The organism is Streptomyces sp. Act143 (genome assembly GCF_003143935.1).
Lineage (GTDB): Bacteria > Actinomycetota > Actinomycetes > Streptomycetales > Streptomycetaceae > Streptomyces.
This window is the reverse complement of the sequence record NZ_QFRX01000001.1, coordinates 3265423-3279168: the sequence shown is the minus strand read 5'-3', so window position 1 is coordinate 3279168 and position 13746 is coordinate 3265423. Positions and strand designations below refer to the sequence as shown.

The following is a 13746-nucleotide window of genomic DNA, read 5'->3' as shown; positions in this document are numbered from 1 at the left end:
ACCCGAACAAACCGACGTTGACCGATGAGAGACAAGCGGGCAGGACAGCAGCAGGTCAAACAACTGACCTGCCTACGATCCACAACAATCAGTTGTTCACTAAGGTGGGTCGGCGTGGATCTCGAAGCAGTGCGCACCTTCGTCGCCGTCGCTGATGCGGGTCAGTTCCAGAAGGCCGCCGCCGACCTGTCGATCACCCAGCAGGCCGTCTCCAAACGCATCGCCGCGCTGGAACGCGCCCTCGGTGTGCGGCTGTTCACCCGTGCCCCGCGCGGCGCCGAGCTCACCATCGACGGTCAGGCGTTCTTGCCCCACGCACGCGAACTGCTGCGCGTCGCCGAGCGGGCGTCCGCGTCCGTGCGCCCCGGCCGGCGTCCGCTGCGCGTCGACGTGATCGCCTCGCGCAGCGCGCAGTCCAGCCTGATGCGCGGCTTCCACCGCGCGCACCCCGAGATCGACCTCGACGTGATGATGCTGTTCGACATCGAGACCGCCGTCACCGCCCTTCGCTCCGGTGCGATCGACGCGTCCTTCCGTGCCGTCGCCGCGCCCGGCCGGCCTCTTCCCGAGGACATCGCCTCCGTCCGGGTGCTCGACGAGCCGCTCCAGCTCCTCACCGGCCCCGCCCACGCACTGGCGGGCGCCCGGTCGGTGACCGTCGCCCAGCTCACCGGGCACCGGATCTGGATGCCCGGCATCGCCCCCGGAACCGAGTGGGGCGCCTACTACGACGACCTCGTCGCCGAGTTCGGCCTCACCATCGAGGTGACCGGCCCCAACTTCGGCTCCGACGCGCTCCTCGACACCATCGCCGACACCCCGGCCCTGGCCACCTTCATGGGCGAGCACACCCGCCTCATCTGGCCCGCCGACCACGGTCTGCGCCGCATCCCGGTGACCGACCCGACACCCGTCTACCCGCACTCGCTGCTCTGGCACCGCGACAACCCCCACCCAGCGCTGGCCACCCTCCGCACCCACCTCGCCGCCACGACGACCGGCCACGACGCCGCCGGGACCTGGACCCCGGGCTGGGTGATTCCGCGCTGAACGCCCCCGCCCCCGCCCGCGCTGCTCGCCCCCGCCCCCGCCCGCGCTGAACGCCCCCACCCGCGCGGGCCGGCCCCGACCGGGGCCAGGCGGTCGACGGCGGGCGGCGCCGGGGGCGAGCAGGCTGGTCGGCCCGGAGATCGCCGCTGCTTCAAACCCTCCCCCGAGGCGATCTCCGGCTTCTTGTGCCGGGACTTCGCCCTCAGCATCCAAGGCAGTTCGCGGGTCTCTCACGGCAGGTGCGGGTCACGCCGCCGTCAGGGCAACGCGGCATGGCCGCCCCTCCGCGGAGAAGGCGGCCACACCACACGCGCACAAACTTGCCCGCGCCCTGCGCCCAAGGCCCCGAAGGCCCCACGGCCCGTGTCCTAGGTCAGCAGCGCGAGCTCCCTGTCGGACGCCTCCGGGTTCTGGCGCTGCCTGGGCAGGCAGGCGGAGAGGTCCAGGGGCGGGGTCGTCTCGGTCTCGGGGGTCAGGAAGTCGTCCAGCATCAGCGAGTGACCCCCGTTGGCCAGCGGGATCCGGGCGAGGAACTCCTCCGGAAGGTCGAACGCCTCCACCAGCAGCGGCAGTTGAGGGGCGAGGCGCTCCATGAGCTGGTCGACGGCGACCGGCAGCTCATGGACGTGATCGGGGGTCAGGTGTCCTTCGGCCAGCAGATCACCCGTGTGCGGGGTGAGCTCCTGGAGCAGGAAGAGCCGGCACAGGTCCTCCAGCAGGGAACGCGCCCCCGGCTCCGTGGTGCGGGCGATCGCGGCGAGGAAGGCGTCGGCCGCCTGGAGCCGGGCGTGGGCCCGGACCATCTCGATGCCCGCGTTCGAGGCGACGTTCCAGCGGGCCAGCGGATTGCCCGACGGACCGCCGCGCAGCGCCGTCCTGGCCCTGGCCTGCCACAGGTGCTCCACCTTGGCCATGAGCCCCCGCAGGAAGGACAGTTCGGCCAGCGGCTGGAGATCCAGGGGCATGGTGAGAGAGGTGCTGTGGTCCGTCTGGTGCCCGAAGACCATCTCCGCCGCGGCCTTGGCCCAGACGACCAGGTTGTCACCCTCCGCCGTGATGGCGCCCTCCAGGTTCTGGGTGAAGTCGGGCAGCGCGTTGAAGGAGAAGAATCCGGCCGCGCCGCAGCGCTCACGGCACTCCATGGCGATGTCACGCCCCTGCCAGGTGATCCACCCCTTGGTGATCGCGACCAGCCGCTCCACCTCCTCGCGTTCGGCCTCGACGGCGTCGACGCAGCGGGCGAGGACCGCACGGTGCAGGAAGGTCATGGCGTACGTCGTGGCGACCGCCTGAAGCAGCCTGCTGTGGTGGGTGCGGTGGGCGGCCAGCGGAACGTGGGTACCGACCTTCGGGCCGCTGATGGTGCGCAGGTGCGCGCGCCGTACGGCGATGGACAGCGCGGCCCGGGCGACCCCGATGCCGGCGCCGCTCATGCAGAGCTTGCCCCAGGTGACCCGCTTGATGGAGTGGAGGAAACGTTTGCGCGGATTGCCCAGGCCGCTGAGGAGACCGGCCTCCGGGGTGAGACGCCCGTGGTCGCCTTCCAGCAGGGCCTCACGGGGCAGCCGTACCCGGTCGAAACTGGTGAGGCAGTGGTCGACGGGGCTGGCCAGCCGGGTGGGCAGCGGACGTATGCGGACGCCCGGCCGTGGGCCGTTCTCGTCGGTCAGGGGGGTCAGGAAGAGGAAGACGCCCTGGTCCTGGCCGTCGATCAGGAGCCGGGCTGCCACGACACCGCTCTTGGGACCGCCGGCGAGGCTGGTGTTGGGCATGAACTTCCGGGCGCCCGGTGTGGGCGTGTGCAGGATGAACTCATTGGTGGTGCGGTCCAGTTCGCAGGTGGTCTGCAAGGCCGCCGCATCGTTGCCGTGGTCCAGCTCCGTGCACAGGAAGGTTCCCGTGCGCTGCATGGAGGTGAACTGGGGCAACTGGTGGCGCTCGCTGTCGTCGTGGTCCAGCAGGCTGCCCAGGAACAGGTTGTAGTGGATGCCGGCCAGTGTGCCGAGCGCTCCGTCCACCACCCCCGTCCACTCGTGCAGGCCTGCCAGCAGGTGCGGATCGCGGGCCAGGGACGCCGGGTCGTCGATCGACTCGTTGACGAGCCGCAGGCGCTCGTAGGACAGCGCTATGCGTTCGTCGGAGGTGAGCCCCGGGCGGTATCGGAACTTCTCGTTCCCGATGAGATCCCGCCAGGTTCCGTGCAGTCGGCCACGTTCGTCTTCGTTGAACAACTGGTGCGTCAACTCGCTGATGATCGCCCGGTCGGGGGCGGTCTCCGCAGCTCCGTCGAAGCTGGGAGCCTGGCTCTGCATGGTCAGCAGGGTCATAACCCTCTCCACAAGTGGGGTTGGAGTGATGTGGGGGGGAGAGGAGCGCCGGACTAGCAAAATACAAACCCACCGGTTTCTTTCTCAAGGCTCTTTAGCAACGCTTGACCATCGGGATCCGGACGGCCGTATTCCAAGTGAGAGCTGGCGGAACAGGGTTCTCACTCCGTCGCTGCTCAAGGCGGAGCCGACCGGTATGCCCTAGTCGGAGGCCCTTGAAAAACCGGATGCCAGGTTTTATTGTCCCCTCGGGGGATGCACCAGAGCGCCTGACAGGGCAAGAGGCTGAAGCTGACCGTCCCGTTGACAGAGGTGGTGCCACTAGAATCGAACCTGTCGGTTTCTTTTCCGGGCCGACAGACCGAGCGATGCCGTAGAACGGTATGGAGGTGCGTTGTGGCGCGGCAGGATCGAGCCATCCGGACCCGGCAGGCGATCCTGGTTGCCGCCGCCAAGGTGTTCGACGACGTCGGATACGACGCGGCAACCATCTCCGAGATCCTCAAAGAGGCCGGGGTGACGAAGGGTGCGCTGTACTTCCACTTCACGTCGAAGGAGGAGCTCGCCCAGGCCGTACTCGCGGAGCAGGTCAGAGCGCTGCCGTCGGTCCCGGTGCCGCCGCTGAAGCTGCAACAGGTGGTGGACGAGGTGCTGTTGCTGACGCTGCTGCTTCAGAAGGAGACGGGTGATCCCATTATCCGCGGCAGCGTGAGCCTCACCATCGATCCGGCGGTGGGCGCGGCGGGGCTGGACCAGAGGGTCCCGATGCGGCTGTGGATCGACTACAACAAGTCGCTGTTCGCCGAGGCGAAGGCGGCCGGGGAACTGCTCCCGAACGTCGATCTGGAGTCCATCGCACGGCTGTCCGTGGGTGCCTTCACCGGGGTCCAGATGCTGTCGAACATCATGGAGGGACGCTCCGACATGATGCAGCGGGTCTGCGACCTGTACTCGTACATCCTGACGGCCGCCGCGGTGCCCGGCGTTCTCGTACAGCTCGACTTCACTCCGGAGCGAGGCAAGAAGGTGTACGAGACGGTCATGAAAGAACGACAGCCCGCCACTGAGGAAACCGCCATGACCGCTTGACGACAACCTCGCAGCGATCCATCGCGGGGGGACGCGAGGAGCTGTACGCAGCAGCCTCCTCGGCACGTATCAGATCAGAAGCGACTGATTCGGATGGAGCGCACCAATGGAAACTGCTGTCTGCCCCTATCGGCTGGACGTCTCGGCGCGCGACCTCGCGGGGGAAGCCGCGATGCTGCGGGCCCGGGGGGCCGCCGTAGAGGTGGAGCTGCCCGGCGGCGTGCGCGCCTGGGCGGTGGTCCGCGAACAGCAGGTCAAGCGCCTGCTGGTCGATCCCCGGGTCTCCAAGGACGCCCGGCTGCACTGGCCGGCGTTCATCGACGGACGGATCACCGAGGACTGGCCGCTGTATCCGTGGGTGGCCAACGAGAACATGCTCTTCACGTACGGCGAGAAGCGCGCCCGGCTGCGGCGCCTGGTTGCCGGCGCGTTCACCGCACGGCGTTCCGAACTGCTGCGGCCCCGGGTCGCGGAGATCACCACGGAACTGCTGGACGATCTGGCGGCCCTGCCCCCGGGCGAAGTCGTCGATCTGCGGGCCGCGTTCGCCAAGTTGCTGCCGATGAGGGTGATCTGCGAGCTGTTCGGCATCGACCGGGACGACCGCGACCAGCTGTGCGGCGCCATGGAGACGGTGTTCAGCACGTCCGTCTCGGCCCAGGCGATGGCCGCGGCCCAGATGAGGGTCTTCGAGCTGCTGGGCGAGCTCGTCATGAGCAAGCGGGCCCAACCGGGCGATGACCTGACGTCCGCGCTGATCGTGGCGGGGGACGAGGGCGACCGGCTCACCCAGGAGGAGCTTCTCGGCAGCCTCAACCTGCTGATAGCGGGCGGCCAGGAGACGACCAGCACCCTCATCACCAACGCGGTGGGGGCGCTGCTGAGCCACCCCGAGCAGCTGGCCCACGTGCGGGAGGGGCGGGCGGACTGGGACGACGTGATGGCCGAGACGATGCGCACGCACGCCCCTGGCGCCTACTCGCCGATGCGCTTCGCGGTCGAGGACATCGACCTGGACGGCGTCCTGATCAAGAAGGGGGACCCGATCCTCGTCTCGTTCGCGGCGGCCGGACTGGATCCCGACCGCTACGGCCGGGACGCGGCTGATTTCGACCTTCTGCGCACAGACCGCGGCGACGGTTTCGGACTCGGCTTCGGCCACGGTGTGCACCGCTGCCTGGGAGCCCCCCTGGCCACGGTGGAGGCCGGGGAGGCCCTGGCGGCGCTCTTCGAGCGCTTCCCCGACATCGAACTGGCTGTCGGGGCGGCGGAACTGGCCCCGGTCGAGTCCTTCCTGATCAACGGTTACCGGGAACTGCCCGTCCGGCTGGGGTGACCCCGCCTGCCGCACGGGAACCGAGGACTCCGCAGCCCCACCGGGTTGCGGAGTCCTCGGCATTCCGGCCGGCGCGCGGCTCTTCGGGCGCAGACCCGAAGCGGACTTCAAGCGGAACGAGACCGGTTCTTGAGCAGCCCGGCAGACCGTGTCCACAAGCCTGAGAAGGGAAGTGGGGGACATGGGCAACGGCGAACCGATGCTGCGCGTCGAGCGCGGACAGGCCGGGCCGGAGGAGCTGGCCGCGCTCGCGGTCGTTCTTCTCGCGCTCCAGGGGGCCGTCGAGGAGCAGCCCGAGGAGCCGCGCCGCGGCGGCTCCGGCGGGTGGCGGTCACCGGGTGTGTACCGGGCCCCCGACAGCTGGCGCTGACAGAGGTTCAGGAAAGTTGCACCCCGAACTGGAAACCGCGTGGGCGGTTTGTTAATCTGATCTACATGGACCTGGGGCGGGACTTCTCATCGGCCGCGCCCCAGAAGGGACCTGGTATGGCGATGACAACCGCCCCGGCGCCGATCGACCTGGAGCCGACCGGCATGTACGGGCGAGTGGCCGAACTGGACGGTATCCGTGCCCAGGCACTGGCCGGACCGAGCGAGAAGGCGACCGAGGCGCAGCATGCCAAGGGCAAGCTGACCGCCCGCGAACGCATCGAACTCCTCCTCGATCCGGGCTCGTTCCAGGAGGTCGAGCAGCTGCGCCGGCACCGGGCGACCGGTTTCGGCATGGACGTGAAGAAGCCGTACACCGACGGTGTCATCACCGGCTGGGGCACGGTGGAGGGCCGCACGGTCTTCGTCTACGCGCACGACTTCCGGATCTTCGGCGGCGCCCTGGGCGAGGCCCACGCCACGAAGATCCACAAGATCATGGACATGGCCATCGCGACCGGCGCGCCGCTGGTGTCGCTCAACGACGGCGCCGGCGCCCGTATCCAGGAGGGCGTCTCCGCGCTCGCCGGGTACGGCGGCATCTTCCAGCGCAACACCAAGGCGTCCGGGGTGATCCCGCAGATCTCGGTGATGCTCGGCCCGTGCGCGGGCGGCGCGGCCTACAGCCCCGCCCTGACGGACTTCGTGTTCATGGTCCGCGACACCTCGCAGATGTTCATCACCGGCCCGGACGTGGTCAAGGCGGTGACCGGCGAGGAGATCACCCAGAACGGCCTCGGCGGCGCCGACGTCCACGCCGAGACCTCCGGCGTGTGCCACTTCGCGTACGACGACGAGGAGACGTGCATCGCGGAGGTGCGCTACCTCCTGTCCCTGCTCCCGCAGAACAACCAGGAGGCTCCGCCGAGGGCGTTGGCCGACGACCCCGTCGACCGGCGCTCCGAGGTGCTCCTGGACCTGGTCCCGGCCGACGGCAACCGGCCGTACGACATGGCCAAGGTCATCGAGGAGATCGTCGACGACGGCGAGTACCTGGAGGTCCACGAGCGCTGGGCGCGCAACATCATCTGCGCACTCGCCCGCCTCGACGGGCAGGTTGTCGGTATCGTCGCCAACCAGCCCCAGACCCTGGCAGGCGTGCTCGACATCGAGGCCTCGGAGAAGGCCGCGCGCTTCGTTCAGATGTGCGATGCCTTCAACATCCCGCTCCTCACGCTGCTGGACGTCCCCGGCTTCCTGCCGGGTGTCGACCAGGAGCACGGCGGCATCATCCGGCACGGCGCGAAGCTCCTCTACGCGTACTGCAACGCGACCGTGCCGCGGATCTCGCTGATCCTGCGCAAGGCGTACGGCGGGGCCTACATCGTCATGGACAGCCAGTCCATCGGCGCCGACCTCACCTACGCCTGGCCGACGAACGAGATCGCGGTGATGGGCGCCGAAGGTGCCGCCAACGTGATCTTCCGCCGGCAGATCGCCGAGGCGGAGGACCCCGAGGCCATGCGCCAGAAGATGGTCAAGGAGTACAAGTCCGAGCTGATGCACCCGTACTACGCGGCCGAGCGGGGGCTGGTCGACGACGTCATCGACCCGGCGCAGACCCGCGAGGTCCTCGTCCGCTCCCTGGCCATGCTCCGCAGCAAGCACGCCGACCTGCCGTCCCGCAAGCACGGCAATCCCCCGCAGTAGCACCACTTCCGTGGGACTTGGGACGTCGGCGCGGCGCCGGCCCTCGACGTCCCGGTTCTCAGGAGACACCACATGGTCAAACAGGAGCGAGCGGCCCGTACCCGGCATGCACTGATCCAGGCCGCCGCCGCGGTCTTCGCCGAGGAAGGCTTCGTCACTGCGTCGCTGAGCACCATCAGCAGGCGGGCCGGTGTCAGCAACGGGGCGCTGCACTTCCACTTCGCCAACAAGAGCATGCTCGCCGAGGCGGTGGAGACGCAGGCGGCCAGGGCCGTGCGCGACATCACCGAGGCGGCGCTCGCCCGGCAGGGCAACTCGCTCCAGACGGTGGTGGACGCCACGCACGAACTGATGGGAGCGCTCGCTCACGACATCGTGGTCCGCGGGGGGTTCGAGCTCGCGGGCGACTGCGCGTACCGGGGGGAGTGCTCCCTGCGGGCGCAGTGGCAGGAGTGGGTCGAGGACACCCTGCGCGGGGCCGAGCGCGACGGGGCTCTGGCGGAAGGGGTGTCCTGGGCGGACGGCGCCCGGCTCATCGTCGCCGCCACCGCGGGCTTTGAGGTGCTCGGCGGCGATGACGCCTCCTGGCTGTCCCGGCAGAACGTCACCCGCTTCTGGGACGTGATCCTGCCGCGCCTGGCCGACCGGCGGAACCTGGACGGACTGGCGAGCGCGGGCACCTGGCCGCAGGCCGGCATCCCCGCCCAGGACCGGCCTGCCCTGCGGGCGAGTACCGAGCAATAGCAGACCTTCCGGTCTGTTTAGAGATCAACTTTGCCGACCTAGGCCCCTTCTTTGCCTCAAGGCCCCCTGGAGATCCGCACCAGGGGGCCTTGAAGTGTGCTGGAGATTTTGCATCGTCGCAGGTCAGGTCTTGTGTGGCGTTAGATCCTCGCTTGGAAAATACAGGGCATGCGGTTTGATATTGACAGACCGCATGCGCTGTTTTTAGTCTGGTCCATGGCGCCGGACTGACATCTGACGACGGTTACGGAAACGACCGGAGCACTCGGCACTAGACAGGGGAGATCGCGTGGACATCGAGGTACTCGGCGCATTGGCCGTGAAGGAGAACGGGGTCTCCATCACACCGACGGCCCCCAAGCCGCGGCAGGTTCTGGCTCTGCTGGCACTCCACGCCGACCAGGCGGTGCCGGTCTCCACACTGATCGAGGAACTGTGGGGCGCCGCACCGCCGCGCAGCGCCCGCACCACCCTGCAGACCTACGTCCTCCAGCTGCGCGAACTCATCGCCGTGGCGCTGGAGAAGGGCGAGCGGGACGGCGCGGACGAGGGCGGCAGGCAGCGCACCGCCAAGGACGTGCTGATGACGATGCCCAGCGGATACATGCTGGCCGCCGGCGGCGGACAGAGCGACGTCCGCACCTTCGAGCGCCTCGCGGGCACCGGCTACCGGGCCATGGACGCGGGCGACTTCCCCGACGCGGCCCGGCATCTGCGTGAGGCGCTGGCGCTGTGGTCCGGCACCGCCTTCGCGGACGTCCAGGCCGGCACCCAGCTGGAGATGGAGATCAGGCGCCTGGAGGAGAGCCGGCTGTGCGCACTCGACCAGCGCATCGAAGCCGACCTGCGCCTGGGCCGCCACCGCGAGCTGCTGTCCGAGCTGACCGTGCTGGTGAACCGTTACCGCACCCACGAGAGCCTGCATGCCCAGTTCATGCTCGCCCTGTACCGCTCGGGGCGCCGCGGCGAGGCCCTGGAGGTCTACCAGCGGCTGCGCGCCACCCTCGTGAGGGACCTCGGCCTGGAGCCGTCGGCGGGGCTGCGACGCCTGCAGCGGTCCATCCTCACGGCGAACCCCGAGACCGCGCCGGCAGCCCCCAGCGTGGCCAAGGAGCGCCTGGTCCACACGAGCTGAGAGTCGGGCGCGCACGTCAGCCGGGCCGGCACTGCGGGGACACGGGTCCCTCGGGCCGGCCTGCTGCGTTTCCGGAGGCGGCCGGCGTCGTGCGGTGCCGGGCGAGATGCCCCATCTCGACAAACGGCGTCAAGCATTCCGCAATTTGCTTTGTTCGCCACGGAATTAAAAAGAGCGAAGTAATTGGCGGGGATGCCTTTGGGGCGATCAATTTGCAGACAGAATAGGTAAGTTGAAGCGTCCTCAAGCCCTGGTCGAGGAAAAGCGGGCCTGGCGCGATTCCCGCTAGTGTGCTTATGGCGACGGAATTCAGCCACGAGAGGAACTCGCGAGCTACGGAGGAAAGCAGTGAAGATTCAGGTTCTGGGTCCGTTGAGTGCCGAGGTCAACGGGGGATCGATCGTCCCAACGGCCGGTAAGCCGCGGCAGATCCTTTCCCTGCTCGCCCTCTACCCCGGGCGGGTGATGCCCGTTCCCATGCTCATGGAGGAAATCTGGGGGACCGAGCCGCCGCAGAGCGCACTCACCACGTTGCAGACCTACATCCTTCAGCTCCGCCGGCGCCTGGGCACCGCGATGGGCCCCGACGCTCCCGACGCGGCGAAGGAGGTGCTCGCCACCCGGCACGGCGGCTATCTGCTGCAGATACCGCCCGAGAGCGTGGACGTGCACGAGTACGAACGCATGGTCACCGAAGGACGGGCGGCCTTCGAGGCGGGCGACGACGAGATGTCCGCCGACCGGTTCCGCAAGGCGCTGGAACTGTGGCGCGGCCCCGCCCTGGTCGACGTACGCGTCGGACCGATTCTCGGGATCGAGGTCATGCGCCTCGAGGAGAGCCGGCTCGGCACCGTCGAGCGCCGCATCGACGCCGACCTTCGGCTCGGCAGGCACTCCGAACTCATCGCGGAGCTCGCCGAACTGACGGCCCGCTACCCGCAGCACGAGGGGCTGCACTCGCAGGCCATGGTGGCGCTGTACCGGTCGGGACGGCAGGCGTCGGCCCTCGCCGTCTACCGCAAGCTGCGCATCCGGCTGATCGAGGAACTGGGCGTCGAGCCGTCCCCCCAGGTGCAGCGGCTGCACCAGGCCATGCTGGCCGTCGACCCGCAGCTGGACGTCGTCGCCGGGGAGCGGCGCTCCTCGACGTTCGATCTCTTCGCCGCCTGAGGCCGGCCGGAGCGGGGGCCCCGTCGTACTCAACGCCTGATCGCCGTCGGACGGCAGGGCCGGTTGCGGAGCCGGCCCGACGGACGCGGAGGCGGAGGCGAATGCGGAAACAGGATCGCCGAGGAGGCCGGGTGACCTGGCCCCGGCCTTCTCGGCGCGGCGAGCGGTCGCGGTGACTGACCTCGGTGGCCGTCCGAGGCGCACCACTGCGGTGATCGACCCCGGTGATCGGCCACGGCCGCTGTTCGCGGGTGACTGACCATCGCGACCGTTCACGGCCACCGACCACGGCCACCGACCACGGCCACCGACCACGGCCACCGACCACGGCCAGCGAGCACGGCCACCGAGCAGGGGAACCGAGCGGGGGCGCCGGCCACGGCGGCTGTTCGTGGCCCAGGCGCCCTCCCCGGTCCCTGGGCCGGGACGGAGGAGGGCGGGAGGTGTCCCGCTCGGGTCCTCCGATCAGGTTCAAGCGGCACTTGAGGGGGTCCGGCAATCCTCGAATCCCACCCCGTGCGACGCAGGTCGGGGTAGAGGAGGATGCCATGTCGGACGAAAGGCCGGTGCGCCTGCACTGTTTCGCGCATTCCGGAGGGGGTGTCTCCGTCTTCGACCACTGGTCGGAGAACGTCGGCCCCGGAGTGGAGGTGGTCCCGGTCCCCGTGCCGGGCGGACCATGGCATCGATCCGACACCCGTACGACCGCGTACGAGGCCCTGCTCGCCGACGTGCTGCCCCGGTTCACCGACCCGGAGCCCGGCCCGTACGTCCTCTACGGACACGGCCTCGGCGCGATGGTCGCCTTCACCGTCACGCGGATCCTGTACGAGGCCGGCCTGCCCGGCCCCGCGCTCCTCGCCCTCGCGGCCTGCCCGCCGCCCCGCATGGCCCCCGCACTGCCGGACGCCCGCACCGCGACGGACGCCGAACTGCTGGACGCCCTGAGCGCCAACGGGTCCGTGCCGCCCACCAGCGACGAGGGCATCTGGCTGCACGCGATGCTGCCGGTGCTCCGCGCCGACCTGGAGCTCGCCCAGTCCCTCGAGGACGCGGCCGCCACACCCTCTCCGGCCGGGCCGCTCACCACCCCCATGCTGATCGTCGCCTCCCAGGACAACCCGCTGGCGCCGCCCACGATCGCGGACGGCTGGCGGCAGTGGACCGACGGACCCTCCTGGCTCCGCACCGTCCCCCAGCATCACTTCTTCGCGCGCGGCCGTTTACTGCCTCGCCTGCTGGGCCGCGCCTGCCGGATCACCGGCCGCCTCGCCCGCGAGAGCATGCCGGTCGGCTGAGCGTGCGCACTCGGACAACCGGTGCGGGCCCACGACGCCCGCTCACCTCATGCATGACAGAAATACACGCCGACCGATTACGGCAACTACCCGGGCGCGCCCGGATCCACCCTGATTCTGTTCGTCCCCGAGCGGTCTTCAGACGGCCGCCATAATCCGTTCATGTTCCCGTCGGCGCTATAAGAGGAGGGGAGCTCAAATGATTGCTGAGCATGCGGACAAGAGGGCACGCAAAGTGCACGCATCCGCACCTGCCGGCGTGGCCTACGCGCTGATGGCCGACGCGCCGAACTGGCCGCTCTATTTCTCCTCGATCATCCATGTGGAACAACTGGAATTCGACGGCGTACGGGAGCGGCTGCTGACCTGGACGCTCCTTGACGACCAGATCAAGGCGTGGACCTCGCAGCGGCGCCTGGACCCCGTGGCACGCCGTATGGAGTTCTGGCAGGAGATCGCCGCACCCCCCTTCCGCACGGCGGGCGGCGTCCTGAGCGCACACCCGGACGGCCCGCACGACAGCGAGCTCGAACTGCGCTACGACTACAGCGTCGGCGCCGACTCACCCGCCGACCTGGAGTGGGCACAGCGGGCCACCGAGACCCACGCCCGCGCCCAGCTCGCCGACCTCAAGGCGTTCGCCGAGCGATGGACGCGCCTGGACGAACTCGTCCTGTCCTTCGAGGACACGGTCCACATCAAGGGACCCGCCGAACTCGTCTACGACTTCCTCTACCGGGCCGGCGACTGGCCCGACCTGGTACCGCACGTCCAACAGGTCGACCTCACCGAGAGCGTCCCCGGCGTGCAGCACCTGACCATGCGGACGCTCACCGAGTACGGCACCCACACCACCTCCTCGGTGCGGATCTGCTTCCCGCACGCCGAACGCATCGTCTACAAGCAGACCGCGCCGCTGCCCCTCATAGAGGCCCACACCGGCGAATGGTCCGTCGTCCCGGACGAACGAGGCGTCACCGTCACCGCGCAGCACAACGTCGTACTGAGCGAGGAACAGATCGCCGGCGAACTGGGCGAGCAGGCGACCCTCGCCGACGCCCGCAGGCATGTGCGCGAGGCGCTCGGCCGCAACAGCCGTGTCCTGCTGGCCCACGCCAAGACGCACGCGGAGAGTGCCGTCCGCATGCTGTGACCGGTGCGTCGTGAGCGCGGGACGGGGGCCCCGCTCACGGATGACCTCTGCCGAACTCGGGCAGCGCTCCACACCCGCTTGGGAAATCGGACGCCGAGCACGTGCTGCCTTTAGCGTGCTGAGCACGACCGTTGTCGATTCCGGCGGACCAGGAGGCGTCATGGAAGCGAGGCAGTACGGCGTGGCTCCGGGGCTCGTCCGTCCCGACCGGTGCCGCCGACGTCGTAGGCACTGCTTACGGCCGGCCCCCATCAGGGCCGCAGGCGGCTCGTCCTAGGCACGGCTCCCGGCTCCCGCAAGAGCTGAGTGAGCGCCATCCCAGCAGCTCATCCACCAGCCACCGAGAGGAGAGAGGGGACCGCGCC

At 69.4% G+C, this 13746-nt stretch carries 11 protein-coding genes; 10 read left to right on the top strand and 1 reads right to left on the bottom strand.

From position 1 onward, the window contains the following. The first annotated feature begins 114 nt into the window (after nt 1-114). Nucleotides 115-1050, top strand: a complete 936-nt coding sequence (locus DI272_RS14565; protein WP_109495784.1) for a LysR family transcriptional regulator — start codon at nt 115-117, stop codon at nt 1048-1050. Between the two features lie 368 nt (nt 1051-1418). On the opposite strand, the gene DI272_RS14560 is transcribed toward DI272_RS14565, so the two are convergent. Next, nucleotides 1419-3377: an acyl-CoA dehydrogenase gene (locus DI272_RS14560; RefSeq protein WP_258314552.1), complete on the bottom strand. Its 1959-nt coding sequence runs from the start codon at nt 3375-3377 to the stop codon at nt 1419-1421. Nucleotides 3378-3773: 396 nt separating this feature from the next. Between DI272_RS14560 and DI272_RS14555 the strand changes: the two genes are divergently transcribed. From DI272_RS14555 to DI272_RS14515, 9 genes are all read left to right on the top strand, one after another. Next, nucleotides 3774-4466, top strand: coding sequence for a ScbR family autoregulator-binding transcription factor (locus DI272_RS14555; protein ID WP_109495783.1), 693 nt, complete (start codon nt 3774-3776; stop codon nt 4464-4466). Between the two features lie 106 nt (nt 4467-4572). Then, a complete protein-coding gene (locus tag DI272_RS14550) occupies nt 4573-5802 on the top strand; it encodes a cytochrome P450 (RefSeq protein WP_109495782.1) in 1230 nt (409 codons plus the stop codon). Between the two features lie 181 nt (nt 5803-5983). Beyond that, entirely contained in the window at nt 5984-6172 is a 189-nt protein-coding gene (locus DI272_RS14545) for an acyl-CoA carboxylase epsilon subunit (protein WP_109495781.1), read from the top strand. Nucleotides 6173-6294: 122 nt separating this feature from the next. Continuing rightward, nucleotides 6295-7881, top strand: coding sequence for an acyl-CoA carboxylase subunit beta (locus DI272_RS14540; RefSeq protein WP_109500833.1), 1587 nt, complete (start codon nt 6295-6297; stop codon nt 7879-7881). 72 nt (nt 7882-7953) lie between these two features. Beyond that, entirely contained in the window at nt 7954-8625 is a 672-nt protein-coding gene (locus DI272_RS14535) for a ScbR family autoregulator-binding transcription factor (RefSeq protein ID WP_109495780.1), read from the top strand. A 289-nt stretch (nt 8626-8914) separates the two neighbouring features. Further along, on the top strand, nt 8915-9760 hold the full coding sequence (locus DI272_RS14530) for an AfsR/SARP family transcriptional regulator (RefSeq protein WP_109495779.1): 846 nt from the start codon (nt 8915-8917) through the stop codon (nt 9758-9760). A 348-nt stretch (nt 9761-10108) separates the two neighbouring features. Beyond that, entirely contained in the window at nt 10109-10930 is an 822-nt protein-coding gene (locus DI272_RS14525; RefSeq protein WP_109495778.1) for an AfsR/SARP family transcriptional regulator, read from the top strand. 548 nt (nt 10931-11478) lie between these two features. Further along, complete coding sequence (locus DI272_RS14520) at nt 11479-12228, top strand: thioesterase II family protein (protein ID WP_109495777.1); 750 nt, start codon at nt 11479-11481, stop codon at nt 12226-12228. A gap of 199 nt (nt 12229-12427) precedes the next feature. Then, nucleotides 12428-13381, top strand: a complete 954-nt coding sequence (locus DI272_RS14515; protein ID WP_109495776.1) for an aromatase/cyclase — start codon at nt 12428-12430, stop codon at nt 13379-13381. The last annotated feature ends 365 nt before the right edge of the window (nt 13382-13746 follow it).